The following is a 22,039-nucleotide window of genomic DNA, read 5'->3' on the forward strand; positions in this document are numbered from 1 at the left end:
ATGGACGTTCGGCTGAAACAATTCGCAGATGCATATGCTGCTGACGAGGAGAAAACAGCCGGGCAGGGAGATGGGCGGAGCAGTATTCACTACCCCGCCGTTTTCCTGTTTATCGGGGATCTGATTCAAGATGCTGTCCGTCCTGTTATGCAGATTAATGCTCAGAAGTGGGATAATAGTGCTGGTGTTATGTATGTAGAGATTGCTCCTGAGCCTACAGGAGAAGAACAGCAAGCTAGACGAGCTAATGAAGCCCGATATGAACAAGAACAGAATGTCAATTCTATGCGTACAGGTCAAAGTACTGGTTCGTTAGAAGCGCAAAAAATCACTACTTTTTTATCGCGTCCTACTGTTAATGATCATAGTAAAAAAACGCAACGACCTGATTGGCATCATCATTTTCAAAAAGATGGCAAGCATCTGCTGGAACTGAATCGTACGTTCCGGCAGGCGGCTCGCCGTTTAGCTGAGTTTGGACGGATGTATTCTTCTTTTGATCGATTGCATGTATCGGTGATAACGCGTGTCGATGATCCGATGAATATTTTGGTGCCAGAGATCTCGCTATTAGCACGTTCGATTCTAGGGCAGTCTTTCAAATCGGTACAGATGGATATATATGCGCTTATCTATGAAGGTGATCAAGAAGAACAATTTGGATATGCCAGTTCAGCCGGAGTAGCATTTCTAAAAGAATTGGAACATATACAATCAGCAGATTATACACTGACTGCACCATTACAACGTACTGAAGATGGATTAGCAGTGATGGTGCAACATTCACCATCGCCGTTATTTGAATTAGCTTATGTATTATCCGATCGTAATGAGCGTGGTATCTCGGTTAATGGTGGCATGGAAAGTAGTTACGATATTATTTGTCGGATCAGCTTGCTCAAAAATCGTCAACGTCTGGAAACGGGCGGGGAATCTTCTGTTTACGGCTCTGATTATAACAATAATGCGTTCAAAAATAATGTACGCAATGGAGAAGGTAATCAAGGGTTAGTTTCTGCTGGATTTGCTAGAGTCAGACGACCAGATCGAGCAATTGCTTTAACTGTTTTAGAGCAATTTTTCTATGGCATCATGAAGCGAATGAAACATACAACAATTCTAGGTAGTCGTGACAAGTTCGAACTATTAGGTCTGGACGAGCAACGTATCGATGAGCGAGTAGATATGTTAGTGCCTAACAGCAGTCGCTTGGAAGATATGAATGGTCTAATGACCCGTACAACAAGCTTTAGTCATCTGAAATCGCTGAGTCTACGTGAAGCAGAACATGCGCTATTTGAAAACGGTGGAGAAAGCTTTTTCTATGATAATTATGAACAAGAAATGATGAAGCGAATCGACCAATGGGATGCAGGACGTGAACTTCAAGCGAATATTACAGAGATGCTTCGTCAACATCCGCATCTCCATTTTTATCAGCTTGCAGAATGGACAGATGAATCTGGTGAACAGAGTATCTGGAATGATTATCATGCACGTACTCGTGATCTAATGAATACGCTTGAACGTGCACAGGCTGAATTGGACGAATGGTACGATAGCCGGGCAGACGATTTATCTTTTCAACGGTTACCTTTTATGGAAAAGCATAATATTCGCGGTCTAACCCGTGCATTGATTGATACGATTTATCCACGTAAACTGCATATTCTACGTCTACAAACCAGATTGCGTCTGTATCGTCGGTTTGAAGAACATCTGACTACTATCCATCAGGATCGTATGCAACAGGTGAAAAGTATGGATACGATCGGTTCTAATCTACAAGCGGCTGCAACAGACAGTATTCGTACAGCAGATGATTATATCGGTCAAAATATTCATGATTACTATAGTCGTCTTACTGCTGAAGTGATGGATGAAATTGAGGAAAAACGCGGCGATGGTGCTTTTTTTGAAGAGCGAAGTGTAGGCGATGTGACGCTACTGTTACAACAAGGAGCTTCTACACTTGTGGAACGTCTGATGGATGTGTGTCGTAAAGAATTATTAGCATCCCGTTCATTTACACAGACATTTGAACAAGAACTGCTGAATCGAGCAAATGTTACGATAGCGTATGAGAACAAGCAAGCTTTATCGCAGGAAGATTTGTTCAAAGAATTGTATCGTACGCTTGAAGATCGAGCAGTGATCCATATTCGTCTGCTAGATTATACGCACAAGCATCGTTATGAAGAAAAATATATGTTTGGTAATGCTAACGGTGAGTTTGTCCGTTATGCCGCAGGGGTAGATAATACGACTCGCATTTACAAAACAGGATTCGTTCATGAAGATCGCACCAGTGGTGTAGAAAAGCTGAATCTGATGGGTGGATTTACGATCGAAGATTTGATTTACTATCGTAATGGTAAAACATACTACGATACGTATATTGCAAACGGGTATGATTTTCACGTCTAGCTTTTACTCTGAGTTTGACCGCTTCGGGAAGGAATTACTCTTATCGTCGCTGTTGCAAGATTGTCCGTTGAATAACTGCTTTGCGGTCGGGACAATCTTGCAAAGGCGATCGCGGTTTATGCTTCCGAAGTAGCTTTCTTACGAAAGCTTGTAACTCTTTCAGAGCAATTTCCTTCCCTCCGCTCAGAGCGGGGAGTACATGCTAAAAGTTCAAAATAGGAGCGTTTGCCTGGCAGGGTGAGGCAAGGGATAAAGGATAAGAGCAAGTTACTTTTACATTTTAGTTTCTTGTTTTTTGAAGCGGTGTTCATCAAAACAAACCATCTACATAGCTTTTTCATCTATATCATTACAATTCAGATGTAATGATACACTTCAATCACTCAAATGTATAAACGGAATTTCACATATTCACATGAAAGGGGAGATGTCACGTATGCAACGCAAAGTGAATTGGCTTATGGTATTATTCAGCCTCATCGGAGGCGCGATCGGATTTATTATAGGAGAATGGTTGATCCATTCGTATTTTGATCGAATGCCACGAGTTATTTTAATCGGATTGTATTTTGGAATTATTAGTCTATTTATTGGTGGATTTTGTTTGTTAGCTGAAACCATTTCACCGAAGTTAAATGGAGCATCCTGGCGTCAGCGCTATGCAGGGCTTTCTTGGAAATTATTTGTGCCAGCTACATTGGTTCTTATGTTTCTTGGAGGTCTTGGAGGCGAAGCGATTTACCAGATCGGATTTAATGGAGTCAAATCGATTCGTGATGTTGTCGTAGTGATTGATAACTCCGGCAGTATGCTCGAAACCGATGCGCAAAACCAACGGTTTCAAGCGGTGAAAAATATGGTCAATTCGATGGACGATGACAAACGGGTTGGGATTATCGGATTCAGCGACCAAGCGAATGTCGTATTGCCATTGACTGAAATCAATGATGCATCCAAACAGCAGATTACGGCTACGATGGATGCAATGACAACGACTACGGGTGGTACTAATTTTACAGGTGCTTTAGATACGGCTATGCAACAGATCACTGCTCAAAATGATGATACTCGTGGTACTGTCGTTATTATGTTGTCTGATGGATACAGTGCATTGGATATGTCGGCGCTGGCCCCTTATCAAGCTAAATCGATCTCGATCAATACTGTTGGTTTGAATTTGACAGATGCAGGCGGCACTAATCTTCTTACAGATATCGCTAGTCAAACAGGTGGTAACTATTACAATGTAGCAGATGCTTCGCAATTGCCACAGACGTTCCAACAAATTTACGATACGTTAGATAAGCGTACACTGGTAACAGAACGTAGCGAACCTTTTTATAGTAATCTGTATTATGTGATTCTGCATGTGATACTGGTCATGTTATTAGGCGCATTGATGGGTGTAGGCATGGGATTGATGTTCGATAACCGCTTTTTGGCACGTAGCTTCGGAATCGGTGGCGGTGTAGCTGGATTACTGGCTGGATGGTTATTGGAATGGGGTATTGGCAAAACGGATTGGACAGATGGGGTTATACGCTTTTTAGCAGTTATGATTCTAGCACTGATTATTGCACTGTTCACACTGATTGTTCCGATTGGCGAAAATAGTAAACGTATGATCAAACGCAGTTCTACACCACCGCCACCTACACCTTCAGAAGGGCCGCGTCGCCGCCGGGGAACAAGTAGTGGTACATTTCAACGCTAACAATAATTGATTATAAAAAAGATCAACTCATAGATAGAAGTAGACTCAGAAGGGGGATCTGTATATGCTGTACACCGAACTGAAAACCAATCAAGGAATTCATGGCTTAACCGGGCAAGCACAAGATGGATTGTGTACATTGCGTTGGTTATGGCCACGCGATATAGAAGCGGTCTATATTGAAAAAGTAACACAGATGTCCGCAGTTGGCGAAGAAGAATATCGTTCATCGGATCAGCCAGATTCTTCTCCTGCTAGTCTACGTCTATATACCAAAGAAGAATATAAAGCGAACAATGGATATATCGAAAGAGTCGATCATTTTGGAAGAATGAACTATACCGTATATATGACGTATGAAGAACAAGGAGAAACAGTACTTGTACGTCAACCGGATGGTCAAAATACGATAGAACTTAGTGCAGGCAAAGCCAAAATTTATTACTCAATTAAGCAACAAGGTGTATGGTTTGGCAAACGTAAAACAGTACGAATCGAAGTGCATGCAGAAGTACCTATTCCGAAAGAAGTATTATGTTATGTGAAAAAAGAAGGCGGCTACGCTGTAAACAAAGACGATGGAATTGTATATCCATTCGCAGCTCCTTTTCAAGCAGGACGCAATGAATTACCGGCGATTGAAGTAGGCAAAAATGAATATGTAAGACTCTTTTTTACCGATGGACGTACATATGGACAGATGTACGAATTGATTTTGGAGTAGGGGGAAGATCGTTGAGATGAATATCTTCGATTGGTTCAAAAAGAAACCGGAAGCTGCGCCTAGACCGTTATTTTATGATATCGTTTGCCCGTTTTGTTTTAATAAATTTTCACCGGAAGAGGTAGAATTTCGCGCTTCGCATCATCGTGAAGATGATGAAGATTATGGACTCGGTGAAGATGCAAAGTTAAATAAATACCGTTCTCGCTTTGGACTGGATACAGTTCACGATATGGAAGCCGTATTGCTACCAACAGATGTTCCTGAAGAACAGCGTATTTATTCGGATCATGTGCTAGTAGGACTCAATGATCGCTATGGTGAAGTTACACGTCGCCGTCTGTGTCCGCATTGTCATAATGAATTACCTGTCACTTCCGGCAAAGTACCTAGTAATATTATTTCGATTGTTGGTGCTTCGCAGGTAGGTAAATCTGTCTACATGACAGCACTAATCCATACGTTGCAAAATACTACAGCAGAAAATTTTGATGCGGCTTGTATGCCACTGACGACAGAGATTAGTCGCAAATTCCGTATTAATTACGAAGAACCTTTATTTGAACGTGGCGATCTACTCGGTTCGACGCAAAAAGAACGGATGCAAGAACCATTTATTTTCCAATTCGTATTCAAAGATGAATCGAAGCCACCGTTAACACTGGTGTTTTTTGATGTGGCTGGTGAAGGTATGGTCGATCAGGATTATCTTGGATTACATGGTCAGCATATTAAAAACTCTGCGGGAATTTTATTTATGGTCGATCCACTTCAGATTCGCTCGATTCGAGATCGTATTCGGATCAAGCTTGGAGATGATAAGGGCGAATGGGTGTCTCGTTATGATGAGCCTCGTGATGTTGTCTTAACGTTATTTAGCGACTTTATCGCACATCAAGAAGACAGCAAAACCGATATTCCAACAGCTATTGTACTGACGAAAAGCGATATGCTGGAATCATTACGTGGAGATGAAGGCGAATATATCAAATCCAACAGTAATGTGTTCCATAATGTCATTCATCGTGATTATTTTGATTTGAATGAATTTGAAAATATAGATGGTGAAATTCGTCGCTTTATTGAGCGTGTCGATCGTCCATTTAAAGGAACGATGGATGTATATTTCAAAGATACCGCTTATTTTGCTGTCTCTGCACTAGGAAGTAATCCAATCGACCAGAAGCTACAAAGTGTAGTTAGTCCGATTCGTGTAGATGAGCCATTTATCTGGTTATTGTACAAACTGAATTATATCGAGGGGAGAGGAAACGCTTGAGTTTATTCTCGAATGCCCTGATCGATCAACAGATGTATACCCGGGAGAAAAGTGGTATTTTCCGCTCGACCGAAGGTTACGATACGATTGCCAAATCGTCTGGACTGGATAACCAGTTTATTAAAAAGTATATCCATCCATTATGTGTATACGATGCGCCAGCAGAGCTGTTAGCGAAAGGTGAAAAAGAAGATGCTTTATTTCCGTCTGCTTTACAACTAATACGACTGGAAAATGGCGATATCGTTCTTGGAAATAGCCATTATGTAAATGCTGATTTTACAGGGCTAAGAAGTACGTTTTTTTCTCACAATTATGTTATTCCTGCGGCACGTGCTGAAGAATGGGTACATCACTATGAGCGTTGGTTGCAAGCGAGTTTTGAGGAGAAATATGATGTCGAGCAAGGACAAGACTTGCCACAACTGCAAGATATTCCGTCTACTTCTACTCCTTCCAATCATATCGCTGTCTTAGAGCAATTAGGTATAGATGGAGCTACATTTCGGCAATTGATCGGTGCAGTGATGTCTGCGATTCATAAGCGTCGTAAAGTGTATATTTCACTTCATGTACCAATTACAGAATTGTCTGTATATGCGAAGCGACTAACAGCGGTGATTACAGAAGCTTTGCCGTATGCTTTCCGTCGTCGTCTAGGCTTTACCACTTATGCTAAAGAACCCGAAAGTCGCAAAGGCATGCAATTGATGTTTGTTGAAAGTGGTTCTATTCGTGCAGGTGATCGCAATATTGAGCGTGATTATCATTTTGATTGGAGTACAGGTCGTATTCATCCAGCTCAACCGGAAAAAGCAGGTCAAGTATATACCGAGTGGGTCTGGGAGCATATCACGCAACCGGATCAATTGCGTGCATTACAAGAATTTGCCGATAACGGGCAAGCTGGAATTGATGCTTCGACAGAAGAGTTACCTGATCCTGCTCAATATGATGAGTGGACGACTCTGTTTCGCGTAGAAGCAGGAGACGAACAATTGTATAGTGAGCATCCTGCTTCTATTTTGCAATCGTTGCTTACACATTTACGTCCGGCAGGTGCACTGGATTCAGCTATGCGTGTAAATGATTTATTTTTATCACGTTTTGATCGTGAATTTGATGAAGTACGGACAGGTGTTGTACCGGATATTGCGATTGCAGAATGTTTTGCAGAGTATTACGGTATCGATGAAGTACATACCGGACGCAAAATTGTAGAGTATTTTATCTGGGCGATTCGTAATGCAGTAGCAGCAGGACAGACAGCAGCAAGCCAGGCTTTATATATCATGATGGAGAAACATCCTGCTTTAAATGATGCTTTTATCAAAATGGCAGGCAGTCAGCCCAGTCTGGCGGTTATGTTATTAAATCCTTTAATAGAACGTAAATTCCATCAAGCACAGACTGTCGAAGAAGTTATTCATTTGGCTGTAGAATGGGGTACTACCTATCCGGATTTACTGGATATGGACGATTATTGTGATCGTGCAGGTCAATCTTTTATGGAAGCATTACGGCATAGCCCTGACTTGATGATAGCCACAGGGAAAGTATTTACTTTATTAGATGAAGTAGATACAGGTTCGCTACAGGGCAAAGTGATTCCGCCCGAAGCTTGGAGAAAATCAGGTCTAGGCGATGATATGCGAGCTTCTGCTGAACGATTGTTATTGAATGACTTGGAATGGTCTTCGTTGACTCGTGAAAAGTTGTTACAAGCCGATTTCCTTTCGCTTCCGTTACCAAGTGATGAATATCCTGAACGTGCGGATCGTCGTTTGAATGCCAAAAAATTAGCATTACAATTGTTATATATTTGGTTTACTGAAAAAGAATTATCCGCAGAGTTAATGAATTTACTGCATCAATTGCAACCGAATGAGAAAGACCAAGTACAACAGCTAGGACGCTTATGGCTAGCAGAGGATATTCGAAAAGGTCAATTTGGACGCTTGGCAGCGGCGTTTAGTTATAGTGCTGAGCCGAATGATTTGGATTATTCAGCGATGGTAGAAGCGGTTCGTCAGCATGCAAGTACTTCTGAACAAATCTATGATTTTTTCCATTGGTCAGAAGGACGTGCAGAATTTATGCGACCTGATCCTACTCAATCGGCTACAGATCAATTGTTAAATAAAGATATATCTCATAAAGCCGATACGACCCGAAAAGCATCTGGTCGCAAGTCGCCAAGTCCAACATTTGTACCTGCTTATGAGACTGCGATTTTAGCGTATTTTCGCAGACATGATCCAGAAGCATTTCGTAAAGGAGCACTGGCTTCGCAAGCGAAAGCTGATTTTCCAAAAGAAGGGCCAGCGTTGCGAACAGTATACCTCAAAGCAAGAGATGAATTAGCTACACCATTATCGAAATGGTTCAAACGTAATCGTAAACGTATGCCCTTATTAGCGCTACTAGCGATTGTATTACTGGTAGCGATCGGTGGATTATCTGTCTATGCGTTAAAAGTATTTGGCGTTATTACTGTCGAGCAAGCGGCGCCTGCGGTTGATCCAATACCAGACGTGACCGAACCGCCAACAGAAACGGTGCAATTGCCAAAAGTCGTAGTTACATTGTTGACTCCAGATGCGGGTACTAGCACAAAGCCAACAACGGGTACAGATGGTACGAGTAATAGTACTACTACAGGTCTAGCTTTTCATTTTGCTGATCTGGCTACTTGTGAAGCATTCAAACCTACTAAAGCTACATTGCTGATGGGGAACGGGCAAAAAGTAGATTATACTCAGTTAAATGCCAAGTCGATCTGCAAAGCACCAGCAAGCACTGGCGATACCTCTTCGGATTCTTCATCAGAAGATGCTACCACCAATAGTAACGACGATACAGCCAGTACAACAGGTGTCAGCGATAGTCCTAGTATAGCTACGGTATCAGCAACTTCTGAATCGATCACAGAATCGACAACCGATTCAGATACAACTAATACTACAGATACGAAAGGCTCAACAAATACTATTGATACAGAAGCAACCGATTCTTCTACATCCAGTACAACACCGATGGAAGAAGAAGCAGAGCCTGTATCTGAAGCTCAATTGACTGAAAGTAATCCGTATACAGTCACAATTGATTTACCAGCCAAAACGGATAGTCATAATATCAACAAAATCAAAATTGACAGTACTGAATATGCGATCACATCTATTAGTGCTGATTCAACTTCAACCGATTCATCTAGCTAGACGTTTTGATGTGTAAAAGCTCGCTTTTCTGTTTCTAAGAAAGCGAGCTTTTACTATATGTTGTACTATAAAATTACAACAACGGTAGTATGCAAAGGAGAGCATAATGGAAAAAAGATTGACGATTGGCATGATGATCGGCTGGAAAATACGATTAGATTTACCTCTGGCTTGTGCATTGATAGCACACAGTCAAGAAGTTGATTTTTTTTACTTTTATCCTTCGGGTGTAGATGAACAGGCGCGTACGATTGAAGGCCAAGCATGGGACGGTACACAATGGGTGGTTGGAACATTTGCCTATCCCGATGTTATCTATGATCGTATGCGCCGCAAAGGTTCAGATCAATTCGGTAATATTTATGAAAAATTAGAAGGAATTCCAATCACTCATACACTGAAAGGACGTTCTATCGTCAAAACGAAAGTCTATAATGCGCTTCGTCGGGATGAGAGTCTGAAAAAGTCACTGATTCCGTTTATGACGATGAGAGATCCTGAGAAAGTGATCGAATTTGTGCATAAGCATCAACGTGTAATTTTCAAAGCCGATGGTGGTGCATCTGCGCAAAATATGTTTACGGTAGAAGTGAACGAGGATCGATATGAAGTGTTCGATCAGACGTATTTGCATACCATGAATCAGGAACAAATGGTTGAGGTAGTGACTTTACTAATTGAACGTAAATACTGCGCACAGAAATTAATTCAAAGTACAACAGTGCAAGACTTTCCCTTTTTTATTCGTGTGCATGTATCCAAAGACGGTCAAGGGAAATGGATGGTGGCTTTCTGTTCCGTCTCTTTGTCACTTAATCCGATGATTAAAGTGACGAATAGCGAAAGTACATTTCGGGTGACAACCACATGGACTCGTTTTCTTAATCATCAATTTGGTGAGCAACCGGGTGGTTTAATGGATACTAAAATTCAAGCCTATGCGATTGAAATTTCGCAATATCTGGAACAGCAATGGGGTACAGGCTTTCATGAAATAGGACTCGATCTCGGAATCGATAAGCAAAATAAAATTCGATTGTTTGAAGCCGGCTTGGGGATACCGGATACTTCTTTTCATAATATAGAGCTGGCTCAGCCTGCGATCGCCTACTGTCAATACTTAGTGCGTCAGTCACAATCTTCTTGATAGGCGCTATTCGCTTGGGTCGCATTACACTTTGAGAAGAGCAAAGGAGAATAATATGAAGAAGCGATTGTCGATTGGGATGCTGATCGGTTGGAAAGTAGAACCCGAGTTGTGTCTGGCGAGTGCGATGGCAGCTAGCAGTCAGCAAGCGGATTTTTTCTATTTCTACCCTGGAGATGTGAAAGAAGCAACACGTACGATTCGTGGCAAAGAGTGGAATGGGACAAAATGGGTCTACAACACTTTTGATTATCCAGATGTTGTCTATGATCGAATGCGCCGTAGAGGTTCAGATCAATTCGGAAACATTTATGAAAAGTTAGCCGGTATTCCGATGACTCATACTTTGATTGGCAAATCGATGTACAAAACCAAAGTCTACAATCTACTGCTTGATGATCCCGAACTCCAACAGATTGTGATTCCTTTTATAACTATGCGCGAACCAGAACAAGTCATTGCATTTATTCATCAGCATCAGCCTGTTGTGCTCAAAGCAGATCGAGGAGCCAAAGGTGAGAATACATTTACCGCAGAATTCAAAGGAGACCTGCTTGAAGTATTCGATCAGACGTATATTCATCAGATGGATACCGAGCAAACGATGGCTTTGGTAAAGTTGTTGATTGAACGACGCTATTGTGCGCAAAAATTGGTACAGAGTTCTACTGCTATACAAGATTTTCCTTTTTATATTCGAGTGCATATTGCCAAAAATGGTAAAAATGAATGGATCGTTGCTTTTTGTTCAGCAGGAATTTCTTTAAAATCCAATATGAAAATCGTTAATAGTAAAAAAACACTGATGGTATCGACCACATGGAATCGGTTTTTGGAACATCAATTTGGTGAAGAAGTGAATGGGCCGATGGATCAAAAGATACAAAACACTGCATTGCAATTAGCCCGTTATTTAGAAAAGAAAATCGGCTCAGGTTTTCACGAAATCGGCTTGGATATCGGTATTGATGAAGATCGCAATATCTGGTTATTTGAAGCTGGCATCGGACTGCCATCGACTCTTTTTCATTACACAGAATTGGCTCGTCCAGCTATCGAGTATAGTCTATATCTAGCCCGTCAATCTTTGAAATAGGATGTCGTATTATCTTTGACATGAAAGGAAGGTAGATATGATCACTAACTCTGATATTGATCCGCATACGCCTGATTGTGATGTATTGATTGTGGGTGCAGGGCCTACAGGACTTACGCTGGCAATTGAACTAGCGAGACGTGGTATATCTTACCGGATTGTCGACAAAGCACCCTATCCTTCCCAATATTCCAAAGCGTTAGGTGTAATGGCGCGAACATTAGAATTGCTACATCAAGCGGATGTAGCAGATACTTTAATCGCTCAAGGGCATCAGGTTACAGGGATGCAAGCATCTAGCTATAACAAAGTATTGGCACAGGTGAACTTTACCTCATTAATCCAAAGCCCTTACCCGTACGTACTCATGGTTCCGCAAAGTATCACCGAACAGGTATTAATAGATCGCTTATTATCACTTGGAGGCACTGTAGAGCGACAAGTTGCATTAACTGCTCTGCAACAGTCAGATCAGCCCTATCAATATGTACAAGCCACGATTCAGCATACAGGTGAATCTGCTCGGTCGGAAGAACAGATACTGGCACGCTGGGTAGTCGGTTGCGATGGAGCTCATAGTACAGTGCGTCATCTCAGTCATATTGCTTTTGAAGGCGAAGTACTGGCTCAATCGTTTGCTTTGGCTGATGTACAGATTGATTGGAAGCAAGATCATAATAAGCTGTATGTCTATCTCAATAAAGGATATCTGACAGCGTTGTTCCCGATGCTGAATCATCGACACCGGATCATTATTGGTATGCCACCCGATCATTCTTTGACCTCTTCTGCTCACGATCAATCTATCGAATTAGCAGATATTCAAGCGGTGCTGGATATTTGTCTACCGATCAAAGTCACTATTTCAGATCCTATCTGGTTATCGAAATTTGCTGTTCATCAACGGAAAGTGAAGCATTATCGTACCGGTCGCATTTTTCTAGCAGGAGATGCTGCTCATATTCATTCACCTATCGGTGGGCAAGGAATGAATACAGGTATACAAGATGCTTTTAATCTAGGTTGGAAATTAGCGCTAGTGTGTCAGGGGTATGTTTCCGATATGATATTGGATAGCTATCATGCGGAACGTGAACCGATAGGACGACAATTATTACGTGGAACCTCTTTGTTCACCCGCTTAGCAACCACCCGTTATTCTGTACCGATTGCGATTCGAAATACAGTAGCTCCATTACTATCTTCACGTAAAGTGATCCAAAAACGATTATTCAGTCTTATCTCAGAAACAGGGTTGTCTTATCCTCACAGCTCTATTGTGCAACAAGGCAAAGGCTGGCAACGACCGATGCTTCATGCAGGAGAGCGCGCACCTGATGGAGGATACGGGCAATCGTCCCGACATACGTTACTTTTATTTACAGGAGAACATCCTGTGATCTCAAGCCCCAAGCCACCTACACTCGAAGATGATATCGAAGAGCCTGATCATCGTTCTTTGCTCACTCAAGTAGCGGCGAAATGGAACGATATTATCGATATCCATATTTTAGTACCGGATCAACCATTAATGACTCCTTTACCGCTACCTTCTCATATTCATGTAGATTCAGACAACGATCTTCATCAGCGGTATGGAATGAGCAAAGGTGGATATGTGCTAATTCGTCCAGATGGATATATCAGTTATATCGGTAATCTGAATGATGAAATGGACTTGATCGGCTGGGTTTATCGTTCTTTTCAGATTCCAGCCAGACCTCTATCATCTACCCAATTGTAGAAAATATGTAGAAAATAAAAAGAAATAAACGAAAATATGTTCGTAACCTATACCATTCTCCGGTCTGCTTCATGTATAATGGGATATTATGTTTACCAAACGGATCATCAATATTATTAAAGGAAAGGCAAGGAGTCTACTATGCATTCACCATCGCCACTATCCTATACAGACAGAACCTATACGGCATTATTAAGCTTCGAAGAAGATCGAGGCTTTTTCCTGCATATTTCGCGTGCCGATGGAGTCGTTGAAGAGGAGCAAGCTGAGGAAGTACAGCAGATGGTTATGGGTAAAACACTTCGTAATGCTGAACATAGATGGCAACACTCCTCTTACGGTCATAGCGAATGTCTGCTCAAACCGGAAGAAGCGCACAAATTATATACGCGATTATCCAGATTAGTACCGGGCACACTCGAATTGTTTGATGGCACACCGATTGAAGCAAGCTATGATGGTAGCGCTGAAGCTGTTCTTTCTGGTGGGAGCGAACCAACAACTATCGCTATCTCTACTTCTTCAGAATCAAGTTATGCAGTAGATGATCTGGATCATTATCTTGAAGATGTGCCTGATGAAGAAATCATCTATGGCATCGATCCTGCTTATGCACAAGATCAGTCTTTTCAAGTCGCTGAAGATTATATTCCTTATGCTGCTCCCGAAGAATTTACAGATAGTATTCATATGGATGCCAAATGGGTGCTCGAAGGCAGACGGGACGAAAAAAACGGTGTCGGACAAGTTACTGCTGTACCGATGATTGAGATCAGTGGGATTCGCTATCCTGCGGTAGAATTATCACGCCGTCTGGGTGCTTCTGGAACATATGTCGGCTTACATGAGCATGGACAGATCGAAGCAGATTTACTGCGCGAATTAGGGTTAGGGCCTATGGGTAGAATGGCTGACGGTACATCACTTGATAAAAATAGTAAATTAACATCACAAGAAATTATTCAGCGCGGTTCTGAACGATTAAGTGGGCCGTGGGAACAATTGCTTATTCCAGATTTGGCTTTGCCAAGTACAGAACGTGATCTAGAGCAACATTTTCATTTTTTGACACATTGGGGTATCTCTGGAGGTATCTTAGGCGGAGTTATGAATCATAGTGAGTCGTTACAGCATTTTCTGGAAGCTTATATTCGCAAATTTCCAGCGTGTAAGATTGCGATTATTGGTAAAAAGCCATTGCTGACTGGATTGCAAAAAGTATGGCAACCGACACTCGGCTCCTACTGGCAAGAAGCATCTGAATTACCGAGCAAAGCAAGCTCTGCCAAAAATAAATCAACATTACCCTTGATCGCTGTACCTGCTAGTCTATTAACTGGAAGAACAGCATTATTGCCAGGTGGAGTCGATATTGCTATTTATTTGGAACCTGATGAATTAACAGACAGTGTAACTAGCAAAGTGTACAAAGCAATGAACAAGTTAACGACTCGCTTACGTTTGGCAATCTATGCCGAAGGTCAACATCTAGATGAACCTCATATGCGAACGGCTCAGACCAGTCTGCTCAAATTATTTCATTCTGTAGTACGCGAATATGCGATTGTCGATCCTGATCATCCATTAACCGAGTTACCGCCTGCTTTTCCTATGGTGGTGAAGCGTGCACTTCAATCGGGATTGCCACAAGTGAGTGAACGCAAAGGTGGATTTGCTGAATTTGAATGGGGGACAGAAGAACGAGGGTTACGTATTCCTGAACGTCCTGCTGATCTTTCTATCGATACCAGCGACCCCACTTTAGACGAAGATTGGAAAAAAGATCATATTATCTATGACCATCAAGGCTGGTTACAGTCTTTTCAATATAAAAAAGAAGATATTCCTTCGGTTACTTTGCCACCGGAATCTACAGCAGATCAACCATCTACAATAGACAGAGAGCAGGATGATATAAGTAGCTACGAAATAAATCTTAATCAACCGGCTACTTACAAAGTAGTTCATTCTACTCCACAGAGTGCTTCTATTCCGGTCGATCCTGCTTCGATGTCTGCATGGACGATTCCACCTGTAGATGCTACTGAACATGAGGTAGTTCATTCGCAGAATAGAGCCCAAGACGATGGAGCAGAAGTCGATTCAGCGGGTAATCATCGTGTTGATCCTGATCACCATGCACCAGAGATTATGATCGATAGCGAAATTGCACCACGTTATGTATCGTATGCCGAGTCATCGAAATATGGTTCATCAGAGACCGATGAAGAATTACGTTCTCAATCATCAATTCAGACCGCAGAGCATGTTTTTGCGAAGCGTGCACATGAAATGATTGAACACCGCGAAGAAGAAGCTGAATTTGTACCTTTTATGAGTTATTGGCCGACATACGAGAGTATGACATGGCGGCAGAAAAAGTGGTATTTCTACTGGCGTCAAGAAGTGCGTGAAGGTCGATATCCGGCGACTGATTTATCTTATATTTTCTTAATGTGTTACGAAATTATCAATGGCGCAGGCTGGACAGAACCGTTAGAAGGACATCAATATCTAATGAATCTCTGGCGTCAGTATCGCAAAAAATTTATCAAATTAGATCGATATATTCCGCAGTGGGTGCTCGACTTTGGACAGGTGCATAATCTGCAAGAACCGCTAAGTGAATTTATGATCGAAGCATCGGATCATTTGCCTACTGAATTAGCGGATCTAGAATGGGAACGTATCTGGTCAACTCAACCTGTGCAGATTCCTTTTGTATTGATTCATCAATTACTTGATTATGATATGCAACGTAGCCGATTCTATATCGAAAAAGGTAGCGAATGGATACAAGAATATGTCCCTAAAGTGTTGGCTGCGGTAGATGCTTTTCTAGATAAGCAACAAGGAGCACGACTGATTCAGATTTTCCGTCCACCGGTATATCGCGAGACCGAGCGTTATTTATTCCGCAGTGCTGTGTATGATGCTACGATTTACGGGCGAACGGTTACAGTAAGACGATTGCCATTATGCGAGCACAAACCGTTACGAGAATTTTTGACAGGTATTATCAAATTAACAGAAAATGAATTTCGTCGTCATTTGGAATTTAGCGGTCGACTGCGTATCAATCCACCGGTTGAACCAGAGATTGCTCGCTTGATCGAACGGTATATCAAGCGTATATTTACAGTGCCAGAACAACTACCTGCACCAAGACAAGTGCAGATTGATACATCGGTGCTTGAACAATTACAGGCTGATTCTAACGTTGTACGCGAGATGTTGACGTTGCGTGAAGAACAGAAGATCAGCAATGAAGAAGAATGGACAACATGGATCGCTGAACATGCTTTAGCTGTAGATGCAGATCAATCATTGATAGAAGAAACTCCATTGATAGACACACAACAACAATCTATCCAACCAGTAGACGAAGAGAAGCAGACATCATTAACAGCTCAATCTCCTCTTGCTCAACAATCAACAGAAGAAGAGGCAAAAGCGGTAATGGCTCGATTGCCTGCTGAATTGGATGATGAATGGCAAGAGTGGATCGATGGCTTACAGACGCATCATATTCAATTTTTGGGAGCATTGTTAGATGAAGCAGATGATTCAGTGTTGCGTGATATCGCTAGTAAAGGTGGCACGATGCCAGCACTATTAGTCGATGAAATTAATGATCTGGCGATGGATACAATCGGTGACCTTTTACTGGAAGAAGGTACGATTATGGAAGAATATAGAACAGTGCTTGATGCAATCATCATGAGGTGAAAAGAAAATGAATGAAGTCAAAATACCCAAACGGATCACCACCGCATTAGTCAATTCTTTTGCGGCAGGGGTTGTTCCACGTATTGGTCTGGAACATGTAGCGGTTGGTCGTAAATATGAAGTAGAATCGATTTTGCGTGAGCTGGATAATGTAGCAGATGGCGGAGCGGCGTTCAAATTAATTACAGGTCGCTATGGTAGTGGGAAAAGCTTTTTGCTACAAATGATCCGCAATTATGCTATGGATCGCGGATTTGTTGTAGCTGATGCAGATTTGTCTCCTGAACGTCGTCTAACCGGTTCCAAAGGTCAAGGACTCGGAACTTATCGCGAATTGATGACCAATCTATCAACACGTACACGCCCGGATGGCGGAGCGCTTGAATCGATGTTACAGAAATGGATATCGACACTGCAACAGCAAGTGATGGAAGAAAATAATGTATCTGCAGACGATCCTTCAATAGGAATTGAAGTGCAACGTCGTATCCATTCTGTCACATCAGAAATGGAAGGCTGGGTACATGGGTTTGATTTTGCCAAAGTGTTATCGGCGTACTGGCAAGGTATTCGCTTGGGTGAAGATACGCTCAAACAATCGGCACTACGCTGGTTGCGCGGCGAATATCCAACCCGTACCGAAGCCAGACGTGAATTGAATGTAGGCGTTATTATTGATGACGATGGCTGGTACGATTATATGAAATTATGGGCAGAATTTGCCGCTCGTATCGGTTATCAAGGGTTGCTGTTATTTGTCGATGAAGGTGTTAATTTATACAAAATTTCGAATAGCGTTTCCCGTCAAAGCAATTATGAAAAGCTGTTAACAATCTTTAACGATACGATGCAAGGCAAAGCAGGTCATCTGGGTGTATTTATCGGGGGCACACCGCAGTTTGTCGAAGATCCGCGTCGTGGATTATATAGCTATGAAGCGTTACGTTCCCGTTTATCAGAAAGTCGGTTCGGTAGCAGTGGAACCAAAAATTTTGCCGGGCCTGTGATTCGTCTAGAAATGTTATCCCATGAAGAAATATTATTAATGCTCCAAAAGTTACGTGATATTCATAGCCAGCATCACAAATATGTATCGACATTAGAGCAACATCAACTGGTTGCTTTTATGCAAATTGCTGTATCACGCATGGGAGCGGAAGAATTGTTAACTCCTCGTGAAGTAGTACGTGATTTTGTTGATTTGCTCAATACGCTTCATTTCAATGAAGAATTATCATTCGATGAATTGTTAGGACAGTTAGCGACAGCATCGAACAATTCTCATGGCGGAGGATATAGTACTGATCCTGATGCGTTACCTCAGTCGGCTTCTAATCAGCGTACATCATCTGGAGGACCAGCTACACCTGCGCCCAAAGATGAAGTCGATGATTTTTTAGCGGAGTTTGATTTATGAGTAGAAATCATCCGTTTTATCGATTAGCTCCTTTTATTCAGGAATATATGTATCGTAGTGGCTGGAAAGAAATGCGTGAAGCACAGGTAGAAGCTTGTCGGGTGCTTTTAGATACATCGCATCATTTACTGATTGCGTCGGGTACAGCTTCTGGTAAAACAGAAGCTGCTTTTTTTCCAGCATTGACCGCATTACATGAACATCCGTCCAAATCGGTCGGCATTTTATATATAGGCCCTCTCAAAGCATTAATCAACGATCAATTTGAACGGCTCAAAGGGGTATTGCGTGATTCGGATATTCCAGTCTGGCACTGGCATGGCGATGTGCCTCAATCCCAGAAAACCAAATTGATGAAAAATCCTTCTGGTATTTTACAAATTACACCGGAATCATTGGAAGGATTGCTGATGAATCGTCCCAATTCAATTCCGGCATTATTCGGTGATCTTCGTTATATTGTCGTCGATGAAGTGCATGCTTTTATGGGAGCGGATCGCGGGATTCAGGTATTATCTCAACTGTCTCGTATTGAGCGGATGGGTGGCTGTCGTCCACAACGGATCGGCTTGTCTGCCACACTAAGCGATTACGAAAGTGCAACCCAGTGGTTGGCGGCTGGTACGGGTCAACCAGTTGAGATTGTCTCACCGGAAGGTAATCGCAAGTTGCGTCTTAGCATCGAACACTTTTCATTTCCAAATGCTCGAAATGAAGAACAAGCTCAGCAACTAGAATATGCGCAACAGGCGTATCATAACTTTATCTATGACCAGACTCATCATAAAAAAGCACTGATATTCACCAATAGTCGATCGGATGCTGAATACATGACTTTGGAAATGAGAGCTGTTGCCGCGAAGCGTCAAGAACCGGATATTTTTCATGTCCATCATGGCAGTATCTCTGCATTGCTACGAGAAGAAGCCGAAGCGGCTTTACGTGAAGGGTATGGCCCTGCTGTAGCGGCGGCGACACTGACACTTGAACTAGGGATCGATCTCGGAGAACTCGAACGTGTGATTCAATTAGGTGCGCCTTATTCATGTTCTAGCTTCGTACAGCGACTAGGACGTTCAGGTCGACGTGAAGGGTCTGTATCAGAAATGATCTTTGTCTGTCCTGAAGAAGAAGATGAAGAAGCTCAATTGCCGGCACGTATGCCATGGATAATGTTACGAGCGATTGCAGTGATTGAATTGTATGTGAAGCAGAAATGGGTAGAGCCTTTCAGTGCACGCAAACTGCCTGTCGGTATTCTGTATCATCAGACGATGAGTATACTCAAAAGTATGGGCGAAGCAGAACCTGCTGAATTGGCACGTGCTATTTTGACATTACCTCCTTTCCGGCATTTTACCGCAGAACAATACCAGTCGTTTCTTCAATATTTATTACAACTGGATCATCTTCAATATACCGAAGAAGGTACATTGATTATCGGACTAGCCGGAGAAAAGATCGTCAACAATTTCCGCTTCTATGCTGTATTCAAAGACGATGAAGAACATGCTGTCTATAACGGATCAGAAGAAATAGGTTCGATTACAACGGTTCCACCACCGGGATATTGCTTTTCACTGGCAGGAAAGCTCTGGAAAGTCGAAGAGATTGACAGTCGTCATCGCGCAGTCTATGTAAAATCGTCTAAAGGGAAAGTGGATACGCTGTGGCTTGGAGCAGGTGGAGATATCGATACGATGATTATGCAGAAGATTCGCGAAATTCTAGCATCGAATGATCATTATCCATATCTAGCGCCACAAGCCAAAACGCGATTAGAACGAGCACGCCGATTAGCAAGAGAAACCGATTTGCTCAAAAAAATCGTGTTACCTGCTGGTGGAGATTCATGCTTCGTATTGCCCTGGATCGGTAGCAAGTCATTCCGTACATTGGAGCGATTGCTCAAGCATAATCTATCCGAGCGTCTGGGACTACGAGCAGTAACTCCATTGGAACCATACTATTTTGTTGTGTCTGGTCAAGCAGATGCGGCTGAGATTGAAGCCGAGATTATAGCCGAATGTGAACGTATTGAGAATCCTGAACAATTGCTAGCAGAAGAAGAAGCTCCTTATATGGGTAAATACGATGAGTTTATTCAACCATTGTTAGTACGGCAAGCTTTTGCGACCGATGGATTAGATATCGATGGATTAAAAAGTGGATTAAATTCCCAGAAACCTCAAATTAATTTGTGATCTTCAACCGATAAAGAAGCTAGGGCATGCGTCGCTCTAGCTTTTTTCATATTTTAAAATAGATCGATAATCGGTACAATAAGCAAAAGTTGACAATGATTATTCTCTTAAATATAATTAACTTATTAAAAGTAAGTAATAAATATTATTATTCAAGCTATTATAAATAAAGCTACTGAAAAGCAAGGTAAGGAGAAGTATGTAATGGAAAAAGTGGCAGATGTATGTATTGTTGGCGCAGGCCCTGGCGGTGCATTATTAGGTTATTTGCTGGCTACACAAGGAGTATCCGTTATATTGTTAGAACGGCATAATCATATTGATAAAGAGTTCCGTGGTGAACATTTAAATACACAGGGTGAGCAGATTCTGAAGCAATACGGACTTTATGAAAAAGTGCGTGAAGCAGGATTATTGCTGATGGAACGTGTAGAATATTTTCAACATGGTCAAATCATCAAAACGATTCAACCTGCACCTGGAGAACAACATACAGGGATTCATGTTCCTCAAAAACATCTGTTACAGGTTCTGTTAGACGAATCTTTATTATGCCCTAATTACGAATTAATGATGAATACGACTGTGATTGATCTGATCAAAGACGACCAGTATGGTTATGTTAACGGTGTTAAAGTAAGACATGATGGACAAGAATTAGTGATCCATAGCGATATCGTAATCGGTACAGATGGACGCTATTCTTCGGTACGTAAGCTTGCCGGGATTCATGCGGATATTGTAAAACATGGATTCGATCTATTATGGGCACGTATTCCTGCACCTGCACAATGGCCGCCAACCGTACGTATGGCACTAGCACAAGATGCACAACTGTCTTTGTTCAGTCAGGAAGGTGGGTATATCCAGATCGGTTGGAATATTCCGCAGGATACGTATCCGCAACTACGCAAAACACCATTTCAGCCATTTGTGCGTTCATTAATCGAAGCATTCCCTGAATTACAATCTATTGTCGAGCAACATATTGTATCGTGGGAAGATTTTGTATTGCTCAAAGTACAGAGCTGTGTCTGTGATACATGGGTACAAGATGGATTGGTCATTATGGGTGACGCTGCGCATACATTTAGCCCGACTGGAGCAATTGGTGTGAATAGTGCGATGCAAGATGCTCATATTCTAACACCGATTATTATAGACGCACTGTCTACACAGAATTGGAGTGCGAACCGGTTAAAAGCATTTGAACAAGCTCGTCGTGCGGAGACGATGGCTGAACTGGATAGTCAATTTGTGAAAGAAGCTGCTTTCCGCGCACAATTTGCATCTTTCCAGCATGAAGGAATATAATCCATATCATTCAATACAACGTATCT

General features: G+C 42.0%; 12 protein-coding genes. All 12 read left to right on the forward strand.

Annotated elements, in window-relative coordinates:
- The 12 genes from ACFSGI_RS00350 to ACFSGI_RS00405 all read left to right on the forward strand — a co-directional run bounded on the left by ACFSGI_RS00350 (nt 1) and on the right by ACFSGI_RS00405 (nt 22,013).
- On the forward strand, nt 1-2,427 hold the full coding sequence (locus ACFSGI_RS00350) for a transcription initiation factor TFIID (protein ID WP_204826403.1): 2,427 nt from the start codon (nt 1-3) through the stop codon (nt 2,425-2,427).
- A 436-nt stretch (nt 2,428-2,863) separates the two neighbouring features.
- Nucleotides 2,864-4,141 carry a vWA domain-containing protein gene (locus tag ACFSGI_RS00355; protein WP_204826404.1) on the forward strand — a complete coding sequence of 426 codons (1,278 nt, stop codon included), beginning with the start codon at nt 2,864-2,866 and terminating at the stop codon, nt 4,139-4,141.
- Nucleotides 4,142-4,205: 64 nt separating this feature from the next.
- A complete protein-coding gene (locus tag ACFSGI_RS00360) occupies nt 4,206-4,865 on the forward strand; it encodes a beta-mannanase (RefSeq protein ID WP_204826405.1) in 660 nt (219 codons plus the stop codon).
- Nucleotides 4,866-4,881: 16 nt separating this feature from the next.
- The gene (locus ACFSGI_RS00365; protein WP_204826406.1) at nt 4,882-6,144 is read left to right on the forward strand and encodes a TRAFAC clade GTPase domain-containing protein; all 1,263 of its coding nucleotides are present in this window, start codon (nt 4,882-4,884) and stop codon (nt 6,142-6,144) included.
- Nucleotides 6,141-9,362 carry a GAP1-N2 domain-containing protein gene (locus ACFSGI_RS00370; protein ID WP_204826407.1) on the forward strand — a complete coding sequence of 1,074 codons (3,222 nt, stop codon included), beginning with the start codon at nt 6,141-6,143 and terminating at the stop codon, nt 9,360-9,362. The genes ACFSGI_RS00365 and ACFSGI_RS00370 overlap by 4 nt, the downstream gene beginning before the upstream one ends.
- A 106-nt stretch (nt 9,363-9,468) precedes the next feature.
- Nucleotides 9,469-10,509, forward strand: coding sequence for a YheC/YheD family protein (locus ACFSGI_RS00375; protein WP_204826408.1), 1,041 nt, complete (start codon nt 9,469-9,471; stop codon nt 10,507-10,509).
- A 55-nt stretch (nt 10,510-10,564) separates the two neighbouring features.
- The gene (locus tag ACFSGI_RS00380; protein ID WP_204826409.1) at nt 10,565-11,605 is read left to right on the forward strand and encodes a YheC/YheD family protein; all 1,041 of its coding nucleotides are present in this window, start codon (nt 10,565-10,567) and stop codon (nt 11,603-11,605) included.
- 37 nt (nt 11,606-11,642) lie between these two features.
- Nucleotides 11,643-13,349, forward strand: coding sequence for an FAD-dependent monooxygenase (locus ACFSGI_RS00385; RefSeq protein ID WP_204826410.1), 1,707 nt, complete (start codon nt 11,643-11,645; stop codon nt 13,347-13,349).
- Nucleotides 13,350-13,490: 141 nt separating this feature from the next.
- On the forward strand, nt 13,491-17,078 hold the full coding sequence (locus ACFSGI_RS00390) for a TerB N-terminal domain-containing protein (protein WP_204826411.1): 3,588 nt from the start codon (nt 13,491-13,493) through the stop codon (nt 17,076-17,078).
- A 7-nt stretch (nt 17,079-17,085) separates the two neighbouring features.
- Nucleotides 17,086-18,495: an ATP-binding protein gene (locus ACFSGI_RS00395; protein ID WP_204826412.1), complete on the forward strand. Its 1,410-nt coding sequence runs from the start codon at nt 17,086-17,088 to the stop codon at nt 18,493-18,495.
- Nucleotides 18,492-20,699 (forward strand): DEAD/DEAH box helicase, encoded by a 2,208-nt coding sequence (locus ACFSGI_RS00400; protein WP_204826413.1) that lies wholly within the window; start codon nt 18,492-18,494, stop codon nt 20,697-20,699. Before ACFSGI_RS00395 ends, ACFSGI_RS00400 begins: the two co-directional genes overlap by 4 nt.
- 204 nt (nt 20,700-20,903) lie before the next feature.
- Nucleotides 20,904-22,013, forward strand: a complete 1,110-nt coding sequence (locus ACFSGI_RS00405; RefSeq protein WP_204826414.1) for an FAD-dependent monooxygenase — start codon at nt 20,904-20,906, stop codon at nt 22,011-22,013.
- Nucleotides 22,014-22,039 lie beyond the last annotated feature (26 nt).

It is taken from the genome of Paenibacillus nicotianae (genome assembly GCF_042681745.1).
In the GTDB taxonomy this organism is placed as follows: domain Bacteria; phylum Bacillota; class Bacilli; order Paenibacillales; family Paenibacillaceae; genus Saccharibacillus; species Saccharibacillus nicotianae.

Coding starts and splice junctions, on each gene's coding strand:
- ACFSGI_RS00350 (WP_204826403.1), top strand. CDS start 1: ATGGACGTTCGGCTGAAACAATTCGCAGATGCATATGCTGCTGACGAG.
- ACFSGI_RS00405 (WP_204826414.1), top strand. CDS start 20,904: ATGGAAAAAGTGGCAGATGTATGTATTGTTGGCGCAGGCCCTGGCGGT.
- ACFSGI_RS00355 (WP_204826404.1), top strand. CDS start 2,864: ATGCAACGCAAAGTGAATTGGCTTATGGTATTATTCAGCCTCATCGGA.
- ACFSGI_RS00395 (WP_204826412.1), top strand. CDS start 17,086: ATGAATGAAGTCAAAATACCCAAACGGATCACCACCGCATTAGTCAAT.
- ACFSGI_RS00360 (WP_204826405.1), top strand. CDS start 4,206: ATGCTGTACACCGAACTGAAAACCAATCAAGGAATTCATGGCTTAACC.
- ACFSGI_RS00400 (WP_204826413.1), top strand. CDS start 18,492: ATGAGTAGAAATCATCCGTTTTATCGATTAGCTCCTTTTATTCAGGAA.
- ACFSGI_RS00380 (WP_204826409.1), top strand. CDS start 10,565: ATGAAGAAGCGATTGTCGATTGGGATGCTGATCGGTTGGAAAGTAGAA.
- ACFSGI_RS00390 (WP_204826411.1), top strand. CDS start 13,491: ATGCATTCACCATCGCCACTATCCTATACAGACAGAACCTATACGGCA.
- ACFSGI_RS00365 (WP_204826406.1), top strand. CDS start 4,882: ATGAATATCTTCGATTGGTTCAAAAAGAAACCGGAAGCTGCGCCTAGA.
- ACFSGI_RS00385 (WP_204826410.1), top strand. CDS start 11,643: ATGATCACTAACTCTGATATTGATCCGCATACGCCTGATTGTGATGTA.
- ACFSGI_RS00375 (WP_204826408.1), top strand. CDS start 9,469: ATGGAAAAAAGATTGACGATTGGCATGATGATCGGCTGGAAAATACGA.